Annotated in this window: 16 protein-coding genes and 1 pseudogene; 16 read left to right on the top strand and 1 reads right to left on the bottom strand. The window is 71.6% G+C overall.

The annotated features are described in order from the left end of the window. Positions 1 to 203 precede the first annotated feature (203 nt). From HTZ82_RS11950 to ftsH, 5 genes are all read left to right on the top strand, one after another. Complete coding sequence (locus HTZ82_RS11950) at positions 204 to 1,565, top strand: ammonium transporter (RefSeq protein ID WP_175409325.1); 1,362 nt, start codon at positions 204 to 206, stop codon at positions 1,563 to 1,565. Beyond that, a complete protein-coding gene (locus HTZ82_RS11955; protein ID WP_175409326.1) occupies positions 1,562 to 1,900 on the top strand; it encodes a P-II family nitrogen regulator in 339 nt (112 codons plus the stop codon). Before HTZ82_RS11950 ends, HTZ82_RS11955 begins: the two co-directional genes overlap by 4 nt. A 12-nt stretch (positions 1,901 to 1,912) precedes the next feature. Beyond that, positions 1,913 to 4,390, top strand: coding sequence for a [protein-PII] uridylyltransferase (locus tag HTZ82_RS11960; RefSeq protein WP_175409327.1), 2,478 nt, complete (start codon positions 1,913 to 1,915; stop codon positions 4,388 to 4,390). A gap of 133 nt (positions 4,391 to 4,523) precedes the next feature. After that, positions 4,524 to 6,077 carry a signal recognition particle protein gene (ffh, locus tag HTZ82_RS11965; protein WP_175409328.1) on the top strand — a complete coding sequence of 518 codons (1,554 nt, stop codon included), beginning with the start codon at positions 4,524 to 4,526 and terminating at the stop codon, positions 6,075 to 6,077. Between the two features lie 126 nt (positions 6,078 to 6,203). After that, the gene (ftsH, locus tag HTZ82_RS11970) at positions 6,204 to 8,273 is read left to right on the top strand and encodes an ATP-dependent zinc metalloprotease FtsH (protein ID WP_175409329.1); all 2,070 of its coding nucleotides are present in this window, start codon (positions 6,204 to 6,206) and stop codon (positions 8,271 to 8,273) included. A 22-nt stretch (positions 8,274 to 8,295) separates the two neighbouring features. On the opposite strand, the gene HTZ82_RS11975 is transcribed toward ftsH, so the two are convergent. Then, entirely contained in the window at positions 8,296 to 9,213 is a 918-nt protein-coding gene (locus HTZ82_RS11975) for a methyltransferase domain-containing protein (protein WP_175409330.1), read from the bottom strand. Positions 9,214 to 9,734: 521 nt separating this feature from the next. Here HTZ82_RS11975 and HTZ82_RS11980 point away from each other — a divergent pair. The 11 genes and pseudogenes from HTZ82_RS11980 to HTZ82_RS12030 all read left to right on the top strand — a co-directional run bounded on the left by HTZ82_RS11980 (position 9,735) and on the right by HTZ82_RS12030 (position 17,448). After that, positions 9,735 to 10,328, top strand: a complete 594-nt coding sequence (locus HTZ82_RS11980; RefSeq protein ID WP_175409331.1) for a hypothetical protein — start codon at positions 9,735 to 9,737, stop codon at positions 10,326 to 10,328. A gap of 182 nt (positions 10,329 to 10,510) precedes the next feature. Then, complete coding sequence (rpsP, locus tag HTZ82_RS11985) at positions 10,511 to 10,954, top strand: 30S ribosomal protein S16 (RefSeq protein WP_175409332.1); 444 nt, start codon at positions 10,511 to 10,513, stop codon at positions 10,952 to 10,954. Positions 10,955 to 10,956: 2 nt separating this feature from the next. Continuing rightward, complete coding sequence (locus HTZ82_RS11990; protein WP_014176063.1) at positions 10,957 to 11,196, top strand: RNA-binding protein; 240 nt, start codon at positions 10,957 to 10,959, stop codon at positions 11,194 to 11,196. 82 nt (positions 11,197 to 11,278) lie between these two features. Then, entirely contained in the window at positions 11,279 to 11,872 is a 594-nt protein-coding gene (gene rimM, locus HTZ82_RS11995; protein ID WP_175409333.1) for a ribosome maturation factor RimM, read from the top strand. After that, complete coding sequence (gene trmD / locus HTZ82_RS12000; RefSeq protein WP_175409334.1) at positions 11,872 to 12,693, top strand: tRNA (guanosine(37)-N1)-methyltransferase TrmD; 822 nt, start codon at positions 11,872 to 11,874, stop codon at positions 12,691 to 12,693. Before rimM ends, trmD begins: the two co-directional genes overlap by 1 nt. Before the next feature lie 129 nt (positions 12,694 to 12,822). After that, positions 12,823 to 13,173, top strand: coding sequence for a 50S ribosomal protein L19 (rplS, locus tag HTZ82_RS12005; protein WP_175409335.1), 351 nt, complete (start codon positions 12,823 to 12,825; stop codon positions 13,171 to 13,173). Positions 13,174 to 13,262: 89 nt separating this feature from the next. Beyond that, on the top strand, positions 13,263 to 14,027 hold the full coding sequence (lepB, locus tag HTZ82_RS12010; RefSeq protein ID WP_254711796.1) for a signal peptidase I: 765 nt from the start codon (positions 13,263 to 13,265) through the stop codon (positions 14,025 to 14,027). Further along, positions 14,020 to 15,083, top strand: a pseudogene (gene lepB / locus HTZ82_RS12015) (signal peptidase I); the annotation flags it as partial. The gene lepB (HTZ82_RS12010) and the pseudogene lepB (HTZ82_RS12015), both read left to right, overlap by 8 nt. A gap of 75 nt (positions 15,084 to 15,158) precedes the next feature. After that, positions 15,159 to 15,995: a signal peptidase I gene (lepB, locus tag HTZ82_RS12020; protein ID WP_375540805.1), complete on the top strand. Its 837-nt coding sequence runs from the start codon at positions 15,159 to 15,161 to the stop codon at positions 15,993 to 15,995. A 77-nt stretch (positions 15,996 to 16,072) separates the two neighbouring features. After that, positions 16,073 to 16,822 carry a signal peptidase I gene (lepB, locus tag HTZ82_RS12025; protein WP_175409338.1) on the top strand — a complete coding sequence of 250 codons (750 nt, stop codon included), beginning with the start codon at positions 16,073 to 16,075 and terminating at the stop codon, positions 16,820 to 16,822. Beyond that, a complete protein-coding gene (locus HTZ82_RS12030; RefSeq protein ID WP_175409339.1) occupies positions 16,822 to 17,448 on the top strand; it encodes an NUDIX hydrolase in 627 nt (208 codons plus the stop codon). Before lepB (HTZ82_RS12025) ends, HTZ82_RS12030 begins: the two co-directional genes overlap by 1 nt. Positions 17,449 to 17,456: the final 8 nt, after the last annotated feature.

Genomic DNA, 17,456 nt, shown 5'->3' on the forward strand with positions numbered 1-17,456 from the left:
ATAGCCCCGTTACCCATCCGTGATCCGGCAGTTCATAGCGGCGTAACACATCCGCCCTCTTCGTCACTGCGGCGAAACATCGTGCGGCATCTGCGGAAACCGCGCTGCGCGAATCTCCTGCGTCATAACCGGCCACCCCTCATAGCCGCGCAGCCCCGGCTCCGCGCCCCCGCACAGGCCGAACGACGACGAGGAGAACGCCGATGCCCCCAGGCATCCTGACGCTCGCCGCAGAGGAAGCACCCGCCATCTCTGCCGCCAACACCGGATTCATGCTCATCTGCTCCGCCCTGGTGATGCTCATGACCCCCGGCCTGGCCTTCTTCTACGGAGGCATGGTCCGCGTCAAGAGCACCCTGAACATGCTGATGATGAGCTTCATCAGCCTCGGGATCGTCACCATCCTCTGGGTGCTCTACGGCTTCAGCATCGCCTTCGGCACCGACATCGGATCGGTCGTCGGCTGGTCATCCGAGTTCGTCGGACTCACCGGCATCGGACGCGACGAGGTCTGGGGCGCCACGACCATCCCCGTCTTCGTCTTCGCCGTCTTCCAGCTGATGTTCGCGATCATCACCCCCGCCCTCATCAGCGGCGCACTCGCCGACCGCGTCAAGTTCGGCGCCTGGGTCCTCTTCATCACGCTCTGGGTCACCATCGTCTACTTCCCCGTCGCCCACTGGGTGTGGGGTGAGGGCGGCTGGCTCTTCGACATGGGCGTCATCGACTTCGCCGGCGGAACCGCCGTCCACATCAACGCCGGCGCCGCAGCCCTCGGCGTGATCCTGGTCATCGGCAAGCGCGTCGGCTTCAAGAGGGACCCGATGCGGCCGCACAGCCTGCCGCTCGTCATGCTCGGCGCCGCACTGCTCTGGTTCGGCTGGTTCGGCTTCAACGCCGGCTCGTGGCTCGGCAACGACGACGGCGTCGGCGCCGTCATGTTCATCAACACCCAGATCGCCACCGCCGCCGCCGTACTCGCCTGGCTCGCCTACGAGAAGATCCGCCACGGCGCCTGCACCACCCTCGGTGCCGCGTCCGGCGCCGTCGCCGGCCTCGTCGCCATCACCCCGGCCGGCGGCTCCGTCAGCCCCCTCGGCGCCATCGCCGTCGGCGCCATCGCCGGTCTGCTGTGCGCCATGGCCGTCGGCCTCAAGTACAAGTTCGGCTACGACGACTCCCTCGACGTCGTCGGCGTCCACCTCGTCGGCGGCATCATCGGCTCCCTCCTCGTCGGCTTCTTCGCCACCGGCGGCGTCCAGTCCGACGCCAAGGGCCTCTTCTACGGCGGCGGCGTCGACCAGCTGACCAAGCAGCTCATCGGTGTCGTCGCGGTCCTCGCCTACTCTCTGGTCGTCTCCGCCGTCCTCGCCCTGATCATCCACAAGACGATCGGCATGCGGGTCAGCGAGGACGACGAGGTCTCCGGCATCGACCAGGTCGAGCACGCCGAGACCGCGTACGACTTCAGCGGAGCCGGCGGCGGCGCCGCCCCCCGCAAGTCCGTGCCCGCGGCCGGCCAGACCGCGGCAGCAGCGCAGCAGAACAAGAAGGTGGACGCATGAAGCTCATCACCGCGATCGTCAAGCCCCACCGGCTCGACGAGATCAAGGAAGCCCTCCAGGCATTCGGAGTCCAGGGCCTGACCGTCACCGAGGCCAGCGGATACGGACGCCAGCGCGGCCACACCGAGGTCTACCGCGGCGCCGAGTACACCGTCGACCTCGTCCCCAAGATCCGTATCGAGGTCCTCGTCGAGGACGACGACGCCGAACAGCTCATCGACGTCGTCGTCAAGGCCGCCCGCACCGGCAAGATCGGTGACGGCAAGGTCTGGAGCGTCCCCGTCGAGACCGCCGTACGCGTCCGCACCGGCGAACGCGGACCCGACGCACTGTAGAGGAGCTGCTGGGTGACGAGCCTCGAAGCGAACGACACAACGGAAGACTCGGGACCCAGCGGTTACGCGGCGGCCCGGCTGAGCCTCCTCCAGCAGGAGGCCCGGCCCGGGCCGCCGCGCCGTGCCGCCCTGGCCCGCCTCACCGACGACTGGCTGGCCGCGCTCTTCGCGGCGGCCGCCCCGCCCCGCGGCACCGCCCTCGTCGCCGTCGGCGGCTACGGCCGCGGCGAACTCTCCCCGCGCAGCGACCTCGACCTGCTCCTCCTCCACGACGGCACAGCCGACCCCGCCACCGTCGCCGCACTCGCCGACCGCGTCTGGTACCCCGTATGGGACCTCGGCCTCGCCCTCGACCACTCCGTACGCACCCCCGCCGAGGCCCGCGAAACCGCCGCCGACGACCTCAAGGTCCAGCTCGGCCTCCTCGACGCCCGGCCCGTCGCCGGCGACGTCGGCCTCGTCGCCACACTCCGCACCACCGTCCTCGCCGACTGGCGCAACCAGGCCCCCAAGCGCCTCCCCGAACTCCACGAGCTGTGCCAGGAACGCGCCGAACGCGCCGGCGAGCTCCCCTTCCTGCTGGAACCCGACCTCAAGGAGGCCCGCGGCGGCCTCCGCGACGCCACCGCCCTGCGCGCCGTCGCCGCCTCCTGGCTCGCCGACGCCCCCCGCGAAGGCCTCGCCGACGCCGCCCGCACCCTCCTCGACACCCGCGACGCCCTCCACCTCACCACCGGACGCGCCACCGACCGCCTCGCCCTCCAGGAACAGACCCAGGTCGCCAAGGCCCTCGGCGTCCTCGACGCCGACACCCTGCTCCGCGAGGTGTACGAGGCCGCGCGCACCATCGCCTACGCCTCCGACGTCACCTGGCGCGAGGTCCACCGCGTCCTGCGCGCCCGCTCCGCACGGCCCCGGCTGCGCGCCCTCCTCGGCGGCGCCCGCGGTGGCGCCCTCGGTGGGGCCCGCGGTGGCAAGCCGCAACCCGAACGCACCCCGCTCGCCGAAGGCGTCGTCGAGATGGACGGCGAGGCCGTCCTCGCCCGCACCGCCAAACCCGAACGCGACCCCGTCCTCCCGCTGCGCGCCGCCGCCGCGGCCGCCCAGACCGGCATCCCCCTCTCCCGGCACGCCGTACGCCGCCTCGCCACCGCCGCGAAACCGCTCCCCGTGCCCTGGCCCGCCGAGGCCCGCGAGCAGCTCGTCACCCTGCTGGGCGCGGGCGAACCGACGATCGCGGTCTGGGAGGCCCTGGAGGCCGAAGGGCTGGTCACCCGGCTCATCCCCGACTGGGAACGCGTACGCTGCCGCCCCCAGCGCAACCCCGTCCACACCTGGACCGTCGACCGCCACCTCGTCGAAGCCGCCGTACGCGCCTCCTCCCTGACCCGCCGCGTCGGCCGCCCCGACCTGCTGCTCGTCGCCGCGCTCCTCCACGACATCGGCAAGGGCTGGCCAGGCGACCACTCCGTCGCAGGCGAGACCATCGCCAGGGACGTCGCCGTACGCATCGGCTTCGACGAGACGGACGCGGCGGTCCTCGCGACGCTGGTACGGCACCACCTCCTCCTCGTCGACACCGCGACCCGCCGGGACCTGGAAGACCCGGCGACCGTCGAATCCGTCGCGAAAGCCGTCGGCAGCGCCTCCACGCTGGAGCTCCTGCACGCCCTCACGGAGGCCGACGCCCTCGCCACAGGCCCCGCCGCCTGGTCCTCGTGGCGGGCCTCGCTCGTCGCCGACCTGGTCAAGCGGGTGGCGGGCGCACTGGCCGGCGACGCCCCGCAGGTGGCCGAGCCCACAGCGCCCGGCGCGGAGGAGGAACGCCTGGCCGTGGAGGCCCTGCGCACCGGGGAGCCGGTCCTCACCCTGCACGCCCAGCACGAGGCGGCACACGACGAGGCCGAGCCGGAACCCGTCGGCGTGGAGCTCCTCATCGCCCTGCCCGACCAGCCCGGCGTCCTGCCCGCCGTCGCCGGCGTCCTGGCCCTGCACCGGCTCACCGTCCGCTCCGCCGACCTCCGCGCCATCGACCTGGAGGCGGCTGGGGGCGGGCCGTCGGTCCTGGTTCTGAACTGGCGCGTCGCCGCCGAGTACGGCTCCCTCCCGCAGGCCGCGCGCCTGCGCGCCGACCTCGTGCGCGCCCTGGACGGCACCCTCGACATCCCGTCCCGCCTCGCCGAGCGCGAGGCCGCGTACCCGAGGCGCCGCGGCGTACAGGCCCCGCCGCCGCGCGTCACGGTCGCCCCGGCGGGCTCCGCCGCGCGCGCCACGGTCATCGAGGTCCGCGCCCAGGACGCCCCGGGGCTGCTGCACCGCATCGGCCGGGCCCTGGAGGGCGCGGACGTACGGGTGCGGAGCGCGCACGTGAGCACCCTCGGCGCGAACGCCGTGGATGCCTTCTATGTGACGGATGTCGAGGGCGCACCGCTGCCGGGGGAGGCCGCGTCGGAGGTGGCACGGGCGCTGGAGGTGGCGCTGCGGGCGTGATGGGTCCCCGCGCACGCGGGGCTTGTGCCCTCGCCCGCCAGTTCCGGCAGGCGAGGGCACTTCTCTTGCACGGCCAGATACCCTTGAGTCCGACTGTCCGCTCGCCCCCTAGACCCGAGGATCCGCGACCGCCGTGTTCGATACCCTCTCCGACCGCCTTAGCGCCACTTTCAAGACACTCAGGGGCAAGGGCCGCCTTACCGAGGCCGACATCGACGCCACGGCACGTGAGATCCGTATCGCGCTGCTTGAGGCGGACGTGGCTCTGCCGGTCGTTCGGGCTTTCATCAAGAACGTGAAGGAACGGGCGTTGGGGGCCGAGGTCTCCAAGGCGCTCAATCCTTCGCAGCAGGTGATCAAGGTCGTCAACGACGAGTTGGTTGCGATCTTGGGCGGGGAGACCCGCCGTCTGCGCTTCGCCAAGCAGCCCCCGACCGTGATCATGCTCGCCGGTCTCCAGGGTGCCGGTAAGACCACCCTCGCCGGAAAGCTCGGCCTGTGGCTGAAGGGCCAGGGGCACTCTCCGCTGCTCGTCGCGTGCGACCTCCAGCGCCCGAACGCCGTCAACCAGCTCAGCGTCGTCGCCGAACGCGCCGGCGTCGGCGTCTACGCACCGGAGCCGGGCAACGGTGTCGGCGACCCGGTCCAGGTCGCGAAGGACTCGATCGAGTACGCGCGGACCAAACAGCACGACATTGTGATCGTCGACACCGCCGGTCGCCTGGGCATCGACCAGGAGATGATGCAGCAGGCCGCCGACATCAGGGACGCGGTCCAGCCCAACGAGATTCTTTTCGTCGTCGACGCGATGATCGGCCAGGACGCCGTCAACACCGCCGAGGCGTTCCGCGACGGCGTCGGCTTCGACGGCGTCGTCCTGTCGAAGCTCGACGGCGACGCGCGCGGTGGTGCCGCGCTCTCCATCGCGCACGTCACCGGCCGCCAGATCATGTTCGCCTCCAACGGCGAGAAGCTGGACGACTTCGACGCGTTCCACCCGGACCGCATGGCGTCCCGCATTCTCGGCATGGGCGACATCCTGTCGCTGATCGAGAAGGCCGAGCAGACCTTCAGCCAGGAAGAGGCCGCCAAGATGGCCTCCAAGCTGGCGAGCAGCAAGGGCAAGGACTTCACGCTCGACGACTTCCTGGCCCAGATGGAGCAGGTCCGGAAGATGGGCAGCATCTCGAAGCTCCTCGGGATGATGCCGGGCATGGGCCAGATGCGGGAGCAGATCAACAACATCGACGAGCGGGAGGTCGACCGCACCGCCGCGGTCATCAAGTCGATGACCCCGGCGGAGCGCCAGGACCCGACGATCATCAACGGTTCGCGGCGCGCGCGGATCGCCCGCGGTTCCGGTGTCGAGGTCAGCGCCGTGAAGTCGCTGGTGGAGCGGTTCTTCGAGGCGCGGAAGATGATGTCGCGCATGGCGCAGGGCGGCGGTATGCCGGGCATGCCGGGGATCCCGGGCATGGGCGGCGGCCCCGGCCGGCAGAAGAAGCAGCAGAAGCAGGCCAAGGGCAAGCGCCGCAGCGGCAACCCGATGAAGCGGAAGGCCGAGGAGCAGGCCGAGGCCGCGCGCCGGGAGCAGGCGGCGCAGCAGGGCGGGGCGTTCGGGCTTCCGGCCGGCCAGCCGGGGCAGGACTTCGAGCTTCCGGACGAGTTCAAGAAGTTCATGGGCTGACCTTCACTCGTAGCGCTCAGGTAAGGGGCACCCCTCCATGGAGGGGTGCCCCTTACGCACTCCCGCGCTGGTCCACGCGTACGTATCCGTCATGCCGGTTTTGTGGCGGTCTTTCATAATCGCAGCGTGACCAGTTCCGTGCCCCCACGCGACCGCACCGATCAGCCGTGGCGTTCCGAGGGCGCTCCGCCTCCGCCGCCGCCGAAGCGGAAGATGCCCGGCGGCTGGGTCGGACTGGTCGTCACCGCGCTGGTGCTGTTCCTCCTCACCAACCTGATCCTGTCGCTGTTCAACGGGGAGGGCGACGAGCCGACCATCTCGTACACCGAGTTCAGCAGGCAGGTCACGGCCGGGAACGTGGCCACGATCTACTCCAAGGGCGACGCCATCGAGGGCGAGCTGAAGGAGAAGCAGCCGGTCCCGGACGGCGACGGCGACTACACGAAGTTCACGACGCAGCGCCCGGCGTTCGCCGAGGACGATCTGTGGGCGACGCTGACGGCGCAGAACGTGACCGTGACCGCCGAGCCGGTCGTGGAGCGGCCGAGCTTCCTGGCGAACCTGCTGTTCTCGCTGGCCCCGCTCGTACTGCTCGTCGTGCTGTGGCTGTTCATCGCGCGCCGTATGAGCGCCCGGCTCGCCGGCGGGGCGGGCGGCATGTTCGGTGCGAAGGCACCGCCGAAACCGGTCGAGGTGGAGGCCGGAGGGCGGACGACCTTCGCGGACGTGGCGGGCATCGACGAGGTCGCGGGCGAGCTGAACGACGTCGTCGACTTCCTGAAGAACCCGCATGCCTACTGGCGCATGGGCGCCAAGATGCCGCGCGGTGTGCTGCTGTCGGGCCCGCCCGGTACGGGCAAGACGCTCCTGGCGCGGGCCGTGGCGGGGGAGGCGGGGGTTCCGTTCTTCTCGGCGTCGGCGTCCGAGTTCATCGAGATGATCGTGGGCGTGGGCGCCTCCCGCGTACGGGAGCTGTTCAACGAGGCCCGGAAGGTCGCGCCCGCGATCATCTTCATCGACGAGATCGACACCATCGGGCGGGCCCGCGGCGCGGGCGCCGGCATGGGCGGTCACGACGAACGCGAGCAGACCCTCAACCAGATCTTGACCGAGATGGACGGCTTCTCCGGCTCGGAGGGCGTCATCGTGATCGCGGCGACCAACCGGGCCGACGTCCTCGACCCGGCCCTCACGCGGCCGGGCCGGTTCGACCGGATCGTGAACGTGAGCCCGCCGGACCGGGGCGGCCGGGCGGCGATCCTGCGCATCCACACCCGGGACATCCCGCTCGCCGCCGATGTCGATCTGGTGCAGGTGGCCCGTACGACACCGGGTATGACCGGTGCGGAACTGGCCAATCTCGCCAACGAGGCGGCGCTGCTCGCGGTCAAGCGCCGTCAGGAGCGGGTGACGCAGGCGGACCTGTCGGACGCCCTGGAGAAGGTCCAGCTGGGTGCCGAGCGGCAGCTCGTCATGCCGGTGGGGGAGCGGCGCCGTACGGCGTACCACGAGAGCGGTCACGCGCTGCTGGGGATGCTCCAGCCGGGCGCCGACCCGGTGCGGAAGGTGACGATCGTGCCGCGCGGGCGGGCGCTGGGCGTGACGCTGTCGACGCCGGAGACGGACAAGTACGCGTACACCGAGGAGTATCTGCGGGGCCGGATCATCGGGGCGCTCGGGGGCATGGCGGCCGAGGAGGTGGTCTTCGGGGTGGTGACGACGGGGTCCGAGAGCGACCTGGAGCAGGTGACGAACATGGCCCGCGGCATGGTCGGTCGGTGGGGGATGAGCGGCCGCGTGGGGCGGCTCACGGCGATCCCGTCGGACGCGCAGCAGGCGTACGGACTCTCGGCCGCGCCGGCGACGCTGGACGCGGTGGACAGCGAGATGCGGCGGATCGTCGACGAGTGCTACGAGAGTGCCTGCGCGCTGCTGCGGGCGAACCGGGACCGGCTGGACGCGCTGGCGGCGGCCCTGCTGGAGAACGAGACCCTCGACGAGGCGGCGGCCTACCGGGCCGCGGGCATCACCCGCCTGGCCAAGGAGGACGACGGGCCGGAGGGCGCGGAGGCCGCGGGGCCGGGGACCGCGGGGCCGGGGACCGCGGGGCCGGAGAACGAGGGGCCGGGGACCGCCGGGCATGACGACGGCCGGCCTGAAGGCGGCCGGCCGGAGGAGGCGCCCCCGGGGCCCTGAACGAAGCCCCGGGCGGCGCGGCTCACGGGATCCTGGCGACCAGATACCGGAAGACGTTCGGCATCCACACCGTGCCGTCGGGGCGGGTGTGCGGGTGCAGCGCCTCGGTGATCTCTTTCTCCACGGTCTCCTGGTCGGAGGCCTCGACCGCCGCGTCGAAGTGCCCGGTGGAGAGCAGCCCGCGTACGGCGCTGTCGGTGTCCGCGTACCCGAACGGGCACGACACGCGCCCGGACCCGTCGGGGTGCAGGCCCGCCCGCGCGGCCACGTCCTCCAGGTCGTCCCTGAGGGCGGGCCGCCACGCCCCGCGGCCGCGCAGCCGTTCCGTGAGGCGACACGCGATGCGCAGGACGCCGGTGGTGGCGCACCGCTCGGGCGGTCCCCAGCCGGCCAGGACGACGGCGCTGCCGCGCTCGGCGAGCGGCACGGCGGCCGTGAGGGTGGGCACGAGCCCGTCGGCGTCGTCCGCGGTGCACCCGATCGGCTGGAGTGCCGTGACGAGGTTGTACGCGGGGAGGTCCTGGTCGTCGGATGCGGCGGCATCGGAGGGTCCGCCGTACAGGAGCCTGGTCTCCAGGCGGGGGCCGCCGCGTGGGTGCCCGGTCCCGCCGGGTGTCCCGGCCGTCCCGGGCGTGCCGGGTGTTCCGGGGTCGGGGAGGAGCCGCTGCCTGGCCAGGTCCACGCGCGCGTGGTCGGTGTCGACGCCCGTGACCTGGGCGCCGCGCGTGGCCGCCATGAGCAGTGCGAGCCCCGAACCGCAGCCGAGGCCCAGGAGCCGCGTCCCGGTGCCGACCTCCAGGTGCTCGTACACCGCTTCGTAGAGCGGTACCAGCATCCTCTCCTGGATCTCCGCCCAGTCGCGTGCGCGGCCCGGAGCGACCGGCGCCGCGGGGGCGGCCGAGGCCGGGTGGGGGTGGTGCTGGACGAGCATAGGTGTCATCGAAAGCGCCCCAATCAGCCGAGAGGTCCATCTGTGCGTCCGTGCCCTGATTGACAGCCCCCGTGTGCGTGCGCCGCACTTCCGTGAAGCCAGAGAACTCCGCATCCGCCCCCGCGTCCAGGGGTTGGGGCGCAATGCTTGCGTGCCCCGGTCGTGCGCCCCCTGGCCCGGCACGAACCACCTCCCATAGTGGAGCCGCCGAGCGGATCCCGCCATGCCAGCCGGGCCGGTGCCCCGCGGCCTACGCCACCCGGGTACTGTCGCCTCCGCGACGGGGCGCCATGTCCGGCATCCCGTACGGCGGCGCCCGGGAAGTCCCCGCGCGCCGGGGCGTGCGCTGCCGGGCGCGACCGGCCAGGGCGCGCCGCTACGTACCACCTTGAGGTGAGCTGTGTGGCTTCTCCGCAGATCAGCGCACTGGCCCCCGTCGGGACACAACCACCGCAACTGACGGGTACGTGCAAATTATTTGGGATGCCCCGGAATGGAACCCGACGGCTCCCCGGCTCGTTAATCACGACGTGAGCACGACACCACCTGTCCTCGCCGCAGAACTGGCACAGGCGTGGGCCGACATTCAGCGGTACCACCCCGAGCTGCCCGATCTCGCCGCGCCCGAGTCCCTGATCGGAGAGTCGTCGTCCGCCTGCGGCGCCGAGCTCTCCTTCGAGCGACTGCTCCACGAGGCAGTCCACGGCATCGCCGCCGCACGCGGAGTCCGCGACACCTCGCGCGCCGGCCGCTACCACAACCGCCGATTCCTGGCGATCGCCGAGGAGATGGGCCTGGACCACTCCGAGGAGCCACATCCGAGCAGCGGCTTCTCCCTGGTCACGCTCAACCCCGAGGCGAAACGCCGCTACCGGCCGACGATCGAGCGGCTGCAGCGCGCCCTCAAGGCGCACACGGCCGCCACCGCCGCCGACACCAAGCGCTCCTTCCGCGGACCGGCCGCCCGGCACGGCTCGTCGGGCGGCGGCGTACGGGTCAAGGCGGTGTGCGACTGCGGCCGCAACGTACGGGTCGTCCCGTCCGTCCTCGCCCAGGCGCCGATCGTCTGCGGCGGGTGCGGCAAGCCCTTCCGCATCCCGGAGACGGTGGGCGCCGCACGATGAGCGCCCGCTGACCCCGGGACGGGACGGCCCCGCCGGGTGTGGCACAATGGCTAGCTGTACTCGACAGTCGAACAGGACCCCTCTCTCCTACGGCTGACGCGTCCATCGGGCACTCGGGTACCGCAACCCCACGTGGCATCTCGTTGTGCCCCACCACGTCAAGACCAGGAGACACCACACCCGTGGCAGTCAAGATCAAGCTGAAGCGTCTGGGCAAGATCCGTTCGCCTCACTACCGCATCGTCGTCGCCGACTCCCGCACCCGCCGTGACGGCCGGGCCATCGAGGAGATCGGCCTGTACCACCCGGTGCAGAACCCCTCGCGCATCGAGGTCGACTCGGAGCGCGCGCAGTACTGGCTGTCCGTCGGCGCCCAGCCGACCGAGCCGGTTCTCGCCATCCTGAAGCTGACCGGCGACTGGCAGAAGCACAAGGGTCTGCCGGCCCCGGAGAAGCCGCTGCTCGCCCCGGCCACCAAGGAAGACAAGCGCGCTTCCTTCGAGGCGTTCGCCAAGGCGATCGAGGGTGACGAGGCCAAGGGTGAGGCCATCACCCCGAAGGCCAAGAAGGCCGACAAGAAGGCGGACGAGGCCGAGGTCGCGTCCACCGAGTCGACCGAGGCCTGAGCATGCTCGAGGAGGCTCTCGAGCACCTCGTGAAGGGCATTGTCGACAACCCCGACGATGTGCAGGTCGCCTCGCGCAACCTGCGCCGCGGACGTGTGCTGGAGGTCCGGGTCCACCCCGACGACCTCGGCAAGGTGATCGGCCGCAACGGCCGCACCGCGCGCGCACTGCGTACGGTCGTGGGTGCCATCGGCGGCCGCGGTGTCCGTGTCGACCTCGTCGACGTGGACCAGGTCCGCTGAGCAAAGTTGAACACCGGCGCACGGGCCGGGGAGGGCTGCGGCCCACCCCGGCCCGTCGTCGTACGACAGGAGAGTTCAGAAAGTGCAGCTGGTAGTCGCACGGATCGGCCGCGCCCACGGCATCAAGGGCGAGGTCACCGTCGAGGTACGTACGGACGAGCCCGAGCTGCGGCTCGCACCCGGCGCCGTACTGGCCACCGACCCGGCCGCCGCCGGGCCCCTGACCATCGAGACCGGCCGCGTCCACAGCGGCCGCCTGCTGCTCCGCTTCGCGGGCGTACACGACCGGACCGCCGCCGAGGCGCTGCGCAACACGCTGCTGATCGCCGACGTCGACCCGGACGAGCGCCCCGAGGAGCCGGACGAGTACTACGACCACCAGCTGATCGACCTCGACGTGGTCCTGGCCGACGGCACCGAGGTCGGGCGGATCACCGAGATCTCGCACCTGCCCTCCCAGGACCTGTTCATCGTGGAACGGCCCGACGGCAGCGAGGTCATGATCCCGTTCGTCGAGGAGATCGTCACCGACGTCGACCTCGTCGAGCAGAAGGCGGTCATCTCCCCGCCCCCCGGCCTCATCGACGACCGCGCCGAGATCGCCTCGGCCCGCGACGAGGCGACCGGCACCGAGCCGGAGACCGAGGCCGGCGACAGCGGTGAGGGCGGGCGCTGATGCGGCTCGACGTCGTCACGATCTTCCCCGAGTACCTCGACCCGCTGAACGTCTCCCTCGTCGGCAAGGCACGCGCGCGTGGACAGCTCCACGTCCACGTCCACGACCTGCGGCAGTGGACCTACGACCGGCACCGCACCGTCGACGACACCCCCTACGGCGGCGGCCCCGGCATGGTCATGAAGACCGACCCCTGGGGCGACGCCCTCGACGAGACCCTCGCCGACGGATACGAGTCCGGCGCCCACGGCCCCGTCCTCGTCGTCCCCACCCCCAGCGGCCGCCCCTTCACCCAGGAAGTCGCCGTCGACCTGTCGCAGCGCCCCTGGCTGATCTTCACGCCCGCCCGCTACGAGGGCATCGACCGCCGCGTCATGGACGAGTACGCGACACGGATGCCCGTATACGAGGTCTCCATCGGCGACTACGTGCTCGCCGGGGGAGAGGCCGCCGTCCTGGTGATCACCGAGGCCGTGGCCCGGCTCCTGCCCGGCGTCCTCGGCAACGCCGAGTCCCACCGCGACGACTCCTTCGCGCCCGGCGCCATGGCCAACCTGCTGGAAGGCCCCGTCTACACCAAGCCCCCCGAGTGGCGCGGCCGCGGCATCCCCGACGTCCTCCTCAGCGGCCACCACGGCAAGATCGCCCGCTGGCGGCGCGACGAGGCGCTCCGGCGCACCGCGCGCCACCGGCCCGACCTCATCGAACGCTGCGACGCCTCCGCGTTCGACAAGAAGGACCGCGAGATCCTCTCCATCCTGGGCTGGGCACCCGAACCCGGCGGCCGATTTTGGCGCAGGCCCGAGGCCGTGGAAGAATAGACCGCTGCTGTACGTCCGGCCGGCGCCCCTGCCACAGGGGGACACGACGCCGCCCCCGACGGACAGCCACCGAAACTCATCTCTAGTTGCCGCTGATGACCTGTGGCATCAGTGAGGAAGCAGACACACATGTCTCACGTGCTCGACGCCGTCAACGCCGCGTCCCTGCGGACCGACATCCCGGCGTTCCGTCCCGGTGACACCGTGAACGTCCACGTTCGCGTCATCGAGGGCAACCGCTCCCGTATCCAGCAGTTCAAGGGTGTCGTCATCCGCCGCCAGGGCTCGGGCGTCTCCGAGACCTTCACGGTCCGCAAGGTCTCCTTCTCCGTCGGCGTCGAGCGCACCTTCCCGGTGCACAGCCCGATCTTCGAGAAGATCGAGCTCGTCACCCGTGGTGACGTCCGCCGCGCCAAGCTGTACTACCTCCGTGAGCTGCGCGGCAAGGCCGCCAAGATCAAGGAGAAGCGCGAGAACTGAGCCCCGGCTCCTCTCGCCCGCTCACGCTTCGGATGAGTCCTCACAGGGCGGCCGGTTAGGCTCTGGCCCCAATGGACACCGAAGCACAGCTGGACACCGAAGCACAGCACACGGAGCGCGACCTCTCCCCCGACGCCGACACGCGTACGGAGGAGAGGCCGCGCTTCGCGCTTTCCTGGCGCACCAGCGGCCTGATCGGCCTCATCTGCGCCGTCGCCCTCCTGCTCGTCAGCCAGTTCGTCGTCCAGCCCTTCCAGATCCCCAGCGGATCGATGCAGCCCACCCTCCAGGTCGGCGACCGGCTGCTCGTGAACAAGCTGGCGTACCGTTTCGGCGCCCAGCCCGCCCGCGGTGACGTCATCGTCTTCGACGGAACCGGATCGTTCGTCCGGGACGTTCCCGAGGAGAACCCCGTCACCGGGCTCCTGCGCGGCGCCGCCGCGGCGCTCGGCCTCGCGGAGCCCGCCGACACCGACTTCGTCAAGCGCGTCGTCGGCGTCGGAGGGGACCGTGTGACGTGCTGCGACAAGGAGGGCAGGATCGAGGTGAACGGAGCACCCGTCGACGAGACGCCGTACCTGTACCCCGGGAACCCGCCGTCCCAGGTGCCCTTCGACATCGTCGTACCGCCCGGCACGCTGTGGGTGATGGGCGACCACCGCAGCCAGTCCCGCGACTCCCGCGACCACCTCGGCAGCCCCGGCGGCGGCATGGTCCCCGTCGACAAGGTGATCGGCCGCGCCGACTGGATCGGCTGGCCCGCCTCCCGCTGGTCCGGCATCAGCCCGACCGACGCGTTCGACTCCGTACCGCGAGCGCCGCACGCCTCCGCGACGGGCGGAGGCCATGGGTAGCCGCGGCCGGCGCGGGGGCCACCGCTCCGACACGCGGCTCCCCACCGGATCCCGCCCCACCGACGGCACCCGGCCGCTGCCCGGGCGCGCCGAGCGGCGCAGGCTCGCCCGCAAGGTCAAACGGCGCCGCCGGCGCTCGGCGATCAAGGAGATACCGCTCCTCATCACCGTCGCCGTCCTCATCGCCCTCGTCCTCAAGACGTTCCTGGTCCAGGTGTTCGTCATCCCGTCCGGCTCCATGGAACAGACGATCCGCGTCGACGACCGGGTCCTGGTGGACAAGCTCACCCCCTGGTTCGGCAGCCGGCCGCAGCGCGGCGACGTCGTCGTCTTCAGGGACCCGGGCGGCTGGCTCCAGGCGGAACAGACCCCGCAGGACGAGGACCCCGTCGTCGTCAGACACGTCAAGCAGGCCATGACCACCATCGGCCTGCTCCCGTCCGACGACGAACAGGACCTGATCAAACGGGTCGTCGCCGTCGGCGGTGACACCGTCAAGTGCTGCGACGACAGCGGACGCGTCAGCGTCAACGGCGTACCCCTCGACGAGCCGTACCTGCACCCCGGCAACGCGCCATCGACCATCCCCTTCGACGTGACGGTCCCGCCGGGGCGGCTGTTCGTGCTCGGCGACCACCGCTCCGACTCCGCGGACTCGCGCTTCCACCTGGACGAGGAGTTCCACGGCACCATCCCGGAGGACGAGGTCGTCGGCCGTGCCGTCGTCATCGCCTGGCCCTTCGACCACTGGAGCGGCCTGGAGCAGCGCGACGTGTTCGGCTCGGTACCGGACGCGCCGCCCGCCACCGCGACGACGACCGGTGCGTCGCATAGTGTGTCCTCTCGGCATCCGAATGGATCGATACGGCTCCCGACCCCTGCGGAACTCCCGCTCGTTATGGGAGTGATGGGCCTTCCCCTGCTTCGGGGGCGGGCAAGAGCACGGACTGAGGAGTGGATGTGGGGGATCTGGCGGTCGGCGCACGATCCGGACGCGACGAGCCGGAGAAGGGGCGCGAAGAGCTCGCTGAGCGATCCCCCGGACCGGCAGGAAGCCCCCCCGCGGGCGGCGCGGGCAGCCAGGCACGTGCTGACGGGGCGCACAGCGCGGAGAACGCCGAGGGCGACAGCGTGGACGACGACAGGACGGGCGGCGGCGGAGGAGCCGACGGCGACGGCGACGACGGCAGTGGCGACGAGCCGCAGCCCAGGAAACAGCGTTCCTTCTGGAAGGAACTTCCGCTGCTCATCGGCATCGCGCTGCTCCTCGCGCTGCTGATCAAGACGTTCCTGGTGCAGGCGTTCTCCATCCCCTCCGAGTCGATGATGAACACGCTGCAGCGCGGCGACCGGGTCCTCGTCGACAAACTGACCCCGTGGTTCGGCTCCGAACCCGAGCGCGGAGAGGTCGTCGTCTTCCACGACCCGGGCGGCTGGCTCAACGAACCCGCCCCCGAGCCCAACGCGCTCCAGTGGTTCCTGAGCCAGATCGGCCTCATGCCGTCCGCGGACCAGCAGGACCTCATCAAGCGCGTCATCGCCGTCGGCGGCGACACCGTCGAGTGCAAGCGGGGCGGCAAGGTCCACGTCAACGGCAAGGAGCTCGACGAGACCGGCTACCTGTACCCGGGCTCCACACCGTGCGACGACCAGCCCTTCGGACCGATCAAGGTCCCGGACGGCCGGATCTGGGTGATGGGCGACAACCGCCAGAACTCCCTGGACTCCCGCTACCACCAGGAGCTCCCCGGCAACGGCACCATCGAGAACAAGGAAGTCGTCGGCCGCGCCATCGTCGTCGCCTGGCCGATCGGCCGCTGGTCGACCCTGCCCGTTCCGGACGTCTTCGAGCGGACCGGGCTGGCCGCGGCCGCCGTCGCCACCGCGGGCCCCGGAGCCCTCGGCCTCGCCGGCGCGCTCCCCGTCGTCCTGTGGCGACGGCGCCTGCTCGCGGAGCGGGACGCCTGACGGGCATACCGCCGTGCGGTGACCCGCGGGTAGGGTTCCGTCCCAGGTCATCGATCTGCTGAGGCGGGAGCGCTGGGATGGGCGGAACGACACGTACGGAACGTACGGACGGCCACGGCCGTCTCGGCAGCGCGCTGTCTGGACTGGCCGTGGCCGTCGGCTGTCTGCTCTTCCTCGGCGGATTCGTCTGGGGCGCCCTCGTCTACCAGCCGTACACCGTGCCCACCGACTCCATGACCCCCACCGTCATGTCCGGCGACCGCGTGCTGGCCCAGCGCATCGACGGGGCGGACGTCCGGCGCGGCGACGTCGTCGTCTTCACCGACACCGACTGGGCCAACGCCCCGATGATCAAGAGGGTCGTCGGGATCGGCGGCGACACGATCGCCTGCTGCGACGCCGACGGACGCCTCACGGTCAACGGCACTCCCGTCGAAGAACCGTATCTGCGCCACCAGGGCTGGGGCGGCGGGAAGACCGCCTCACCGACGGGCTTCTCCGCGACCGTGCCGGACGGGCACCTCTTCCTCCTCGGCGACCAGCGCGGCTCCTCACAGGACTCCCGCGTCCACCTCAAGGAACCCGGACAGGGCTCCGTACCCAGAAGCACGGTCACCGGGCGCGTGGACGCCGTCGTGTGGCCCTTCGGCGGGCTCGTGGATCGGCCCCAGGGCTTCGCCGCGCTCCCCGGCGGCATCTCGCGGCCGGGGCCCGCCGAGCCCCTCGCATGGGCCGTCGCGGGCGGCGCCGCCCTGATCCTCGGCGGAGCCGCGTACGGGCCCCTGGCGAAGCTCCTCGGCCGCTCACGGGCCCGAAGGAGGACCTGATGGACGAGACGACCGGCCAGGCGCTCCCTGACGGCCGCCCGCCCGGCGAGCTGCTCCCGCCGGGGGAGCTGGTCCCGCCGGGCGAGCTGCTCCCGCCGGGGGAGCTGCGCAAGGTCGCCCGCGTCGTCCTCCTCGACCCCGACGACCGCATCCTGCTCCTCCACGGGTACGAGCCGGCCGACCCCGCCCTGAACTGGTGGTTCACGCCCGGCGGCGGCGTCGAGGACGGCGAGACCCGCGAACAGGCCGCCCTGCGCGAACTCGCCGAGGAGACCGGCATCACCGACGTCGACCTCGGGCCCGTCGTATGGCGGCGGATCTGCTCCTTCCCGTTCGACGGGCGCCAGTGGAACCAGGACGAGTGGTACTACCTCGCCCGTACCGGACACACCACCGCCGCCCTCGGCACCGACCTCACCGAACTGGAGGCCCGCAGCGTCACGGGCCTGAGGTGGTGGACCTCCGCCGAACTGTCGGCGGCCCGTGAGACGGTGTACCCGACACGACTCGCCGAGCTGCTCCGCACGCTGCTCGACGACGGCCCCCCACGAACGCCGCTGGTCCTGTCCCCGGAAATCGTCCAGGGGTACGGACCGCTGGCGCACAATGGGGGCACGCACGGCTGAAGGGGAAC

The sequence above is a fragment of the Streptomyces sp. TRM64462 genome, from assembly GCF_013362995.1.
Taxonomy (GTDB): domain Bacteria; phylum Actinomycetota; class Actinomycetes; order Streptomycetales; family Streptomycetaceae; genus Streptomyces.

Excerpts from the sequence above, each read along its gene's own strand:
- HTZ82_RS11990 (WP_014176063.1), top strand. The coding sequence starts at position 10,957 with ATGCTCGAGGAGGCTCTCGAGCACCTCGTGAAGGGCATTGTCGACAAC.
- trmD (WP_175409334.1), top strand. The coding sequence starts at position 11,872 with ATGCGGCTCGACGTCGTCACGATCTTCCCCGAGTACCTCGACCCGCTG.
- HTZ82_RS11950 (WP_175409325.1), top strand. The coding sequence starts at position 204 with ATGCCCCCAGGCATCCTGACGCTCGCCGCAGAGGAAGCACCCGCCATC.
- HTZ82_RS11955 (WP_175409326.1), top strand. The coding sequence starts at position 1,562 with ATGAAGCTCATCACCGCGATCGTCAAGCCCCACCGGCTCGACGAGATC.
- HTZ82_RS12030 (WP_175409339.1), top strand. The coding sequence starts at position 16,822 with ATGGACGAGACGACCGGCCAGGCGCTCCCTGACGGCCGCCCGCCCGGC.
- rplS (WP_175409335.1), top strand. The coding sequence starts at position 12,823 with ATGTCTCACGTGCTCGACGCCGTCAACGCCGCGTCCCTGCGGACCGAC.
- HTZ82_RS11975 (WP_175409330.1), bottom strand. The coding sequence starts at position 9,213 with ATGACACCTATGCTCGTCCAGCACCACCCCCACCCGGCCTCGGCCGCC.
- lepB (WP_175409338.1), top strand. The coding sequence starts at position 16,073 with ATGGGCGGAACGACACGTACGGAACGTACGGACGGCCACGGCCGTCTC.